Origin of the sequence: Bacillus xiamenensis, from assembly GCF_000300535.1 — a bacterium.
In the GTDB taxonomy this organism is placed as follows: Bacteria; Bacillota; Bacilli; order Bacillales; family Bacillaceae; genus Bacillus; species Bacillus xiamenensis.
Genome location: NZ_AMSH01000110.1, coordinates 1 through 2,306, shown reverse-complemented (window position 1 = coordinate 2,306; position 2,306 = coordinate 1). Strand labels below are relative to the sequence as shown.

The following is a 2,306-nucleotide window of genomic DNA, read 5'->3' as shown; positions in this document are numbered from 1 at the left end:
TGTAGAAAAACATGAGTTTCTCTACAATCTGGGCAGGCGTTATGCCTGCTCATTTTTTAAGTCATTTTCAAGAAATTCTATATCTTTTTTGTATCTCTCAATTGTTTCTTCAATAGCTGCTTTAATTACACCAGGATACCCTTTTTCTTCTTCTTGTGATTGTTCCTTTTTCAATTCTTTTATATCTTCATGCAGCAACTTTATTGCATGTTGCTTCTGTTCCTTATCCATATAATTATAGATTTTTCTCATGACAATCATCCTTTTCATTGAATTTAATATACAAATATTTATAAATTTAGTATATAATACCATTCTAGAAGGGTGATGGTAAAATGAATAAATTTGTATCTAAATTACTTATTGTTTCGTTAACAACTTTACTATTAGTATCAACATTGTTACCGACTGTATCAAGAGCCGCAACTCCTATTAATGATAATGAGACTATGGCATCACAACAGATTCAAGTGAAAATACAGTCGTTAAAGAGTCTAGCAGATGAAACAGAAATACAAGATCCTGTCATCCAAACTCAAGGCTTTAGAGGATACCTAGTAAAGTTAGCTGCTGAAATAGTAGCAGAAGGTGTAAGGTATGGCGGTAAAGCAGCAGGTCTTGTTTTAAAAAAGGCTGACAAACAAGCTGCTAAAGCATTTAAAGAGAATTCTAATTTCATAGCTAAAAAAATTGAAGAATTCGCAAATATACCTGATGTTACTGCAAACATCATAAAGAAAAAGCTGTATGCTGCTTTAAAACCGAAAATTGGTGGAGGATCAGCGCAAGTGATTGCTGATGGTGTCTACTATGCAATAAACTTTTTCTTGTTCTAAATGAAAAGCCCTTCCGGTTGGAGGGGCTATTTTTTTGTTCTTTTTGCGATTTCTTTTCGGTGTTGAATTATTCAGAAAATGATAATTATGTAATTATAAGGGATGAAAAGGAAGGGGATGATAGGAGTGGAGAAAGTTCTTTCTTCTCAAGTTGGTATCTTGATAAATGACTGGTATAGATTTATAAGGACATTCAGCGTGCCGGATGCAGAGATTTTAAAAGAACAGGTTGAAAGAGAAATAGAGAACATGGAAGAGGATCAAGATTTACTGCTATATTATCAATTAATGGAGTTTAGGCATAGACTCATGCTTGAGAGTCTTGAGCCTATTGAAATGAATCAGCAACGCCCCACTTTACCCAATTTACTCAAAGAAATAGAGAACAAACAACCCCACGTCAAAGGAACGCTTGACTACTATTCAAACTTCTTTAGAGGTATGCACGAATTCCATCACAAAAATTATGTTGCTGCTATAAATTTTTATAAGGCTGCTGAAGAACATTTAAAGAATGTTCCCGATGATATAGAAAGAGACGAATTCCATTATAAATTAGCTGATGCATATTATCGCATTGATCAACATTTCGTTTCATTAAATCATTTGGAAAAAGCAAAAGAAATGTATTCAACAAGCGAGTTTTACAAAGCAAAAGTAGTAGGTTGTAATATCAAATATGGAGCGAATATGTACGACTTATACCGTTTAGATGAAGCCGAATTTTATTATAGGGAGGCCTTAAGCTTGGCTCAAGAGCTTAATGAGGAAACAGCCCAACGAATTATTGGTGTAATACATCATAATTTAGGTTTAGTCAAAAAAGAGCCGGAGAAATTGAAACCGCAGAAAATGAATTTCTAAATTCAATTCAAATAAAAGAACATGCCGAAACGATTTCAGGAATTAGAACACTTTATATGTTGTCCTGGGTATTCTACGAACAAGATAAAAAAGATAGAGGAAACCAATATTTCACCATCGGCTTAAATAGAGCTAACTTTGCAGACGATCAAGAATATATAGCTAAATTAAAAATCATTTATGCGCTTTTTGAAGAATATAATGAATCGGAGGTAAACGAAAGCCTCAGTTATTTAGAAGGCAAAAGTTTATGGCAAGATGTAGCAGAGTTATCAGAAAAACTTGCAGATTATCATTATCAAAAAGGGAATTTTGAATTGAATAGAGAATATCTAAAAAAGACCATTAAAGCTCATCAACAAATACTAAAAATGGCGGAGGCGTTATGATGAAAAAGTTATTTATCAGTTTAACAATTTTTTCTGTGTTATTCGCTGCCGGTTGGTCACTTGATAAAATCATTACTTCTAACACTTATCATGTAACAGAAAAGGCAATTACAATTTAAAAAGCCCTTTTAAGGGGGCTTTTTTTATTTGAATATCTTTTTTATTAGATTGCCGGATGATTTAACCGAAGAAAGCAGAATGATAATTTTTAAGTTAG

General features: G+C 32.9%; 4 protein-coding genes. 3 read left to right on the top strand and 1 reads right to left on the bottom strand.

Annotated features, from left to right (window positions below):
- Positions 1 to 39: 39 nt before the first annotated feature.
- Complete coding sequence (locus BA1_RS18120; RefSeq protein WP_008362225.1) at positions 40 to 252, bottom strand: hypothetical protein; 213 nt, start codon at positions 250 to 252, stop codon at positions 40 to 42.
- Between the two features lie 83 nt (positions 253 to 335).
- Between BA1_RS18120 and BA1_RS18115 the strand changes: the two genes are divergently transcribed.
- The 3 genes from BA1_RS18115 (at position 336) to BA1_RS19620 (ending at position 2,089) form a co-directional block, all read left to right on the top strand.
- Positions 336 to 836, top strand: a complete 501-nt coding sequence (locus BA1_RS18115; protein ID WP_008362223.1) for a hypothetical protein — start codon at positions 336 to 338, stop codon at positions 834 to 836.
- Positions 837 to 962: 126 nt separating this feature from the next.
- Positions 963 to 1,700, top strand: a complete 738-nt coding sequence (locus BA1_RS18110) for a response regulator aspartate phosphatase (protein WP_232532109.1) — start codon at positions 963 to 965, stop codon at positions 1,698 to 1,700.
- Between the two features lie 56 nt (positions 1,701 to 1,756).
- Complete coding sequence (locus BA1_RS19620; RefSeq protein WP_237739247.1) at positions 1,757 to 2,089, top strand: hypothetical protein; 333 nt, start codon at positions 1,757 to 1,759, stop codon at positions 2,087 to 2,089.
- Positions 2,090 to 2,306: the final 217 nt, after the last annotated feature.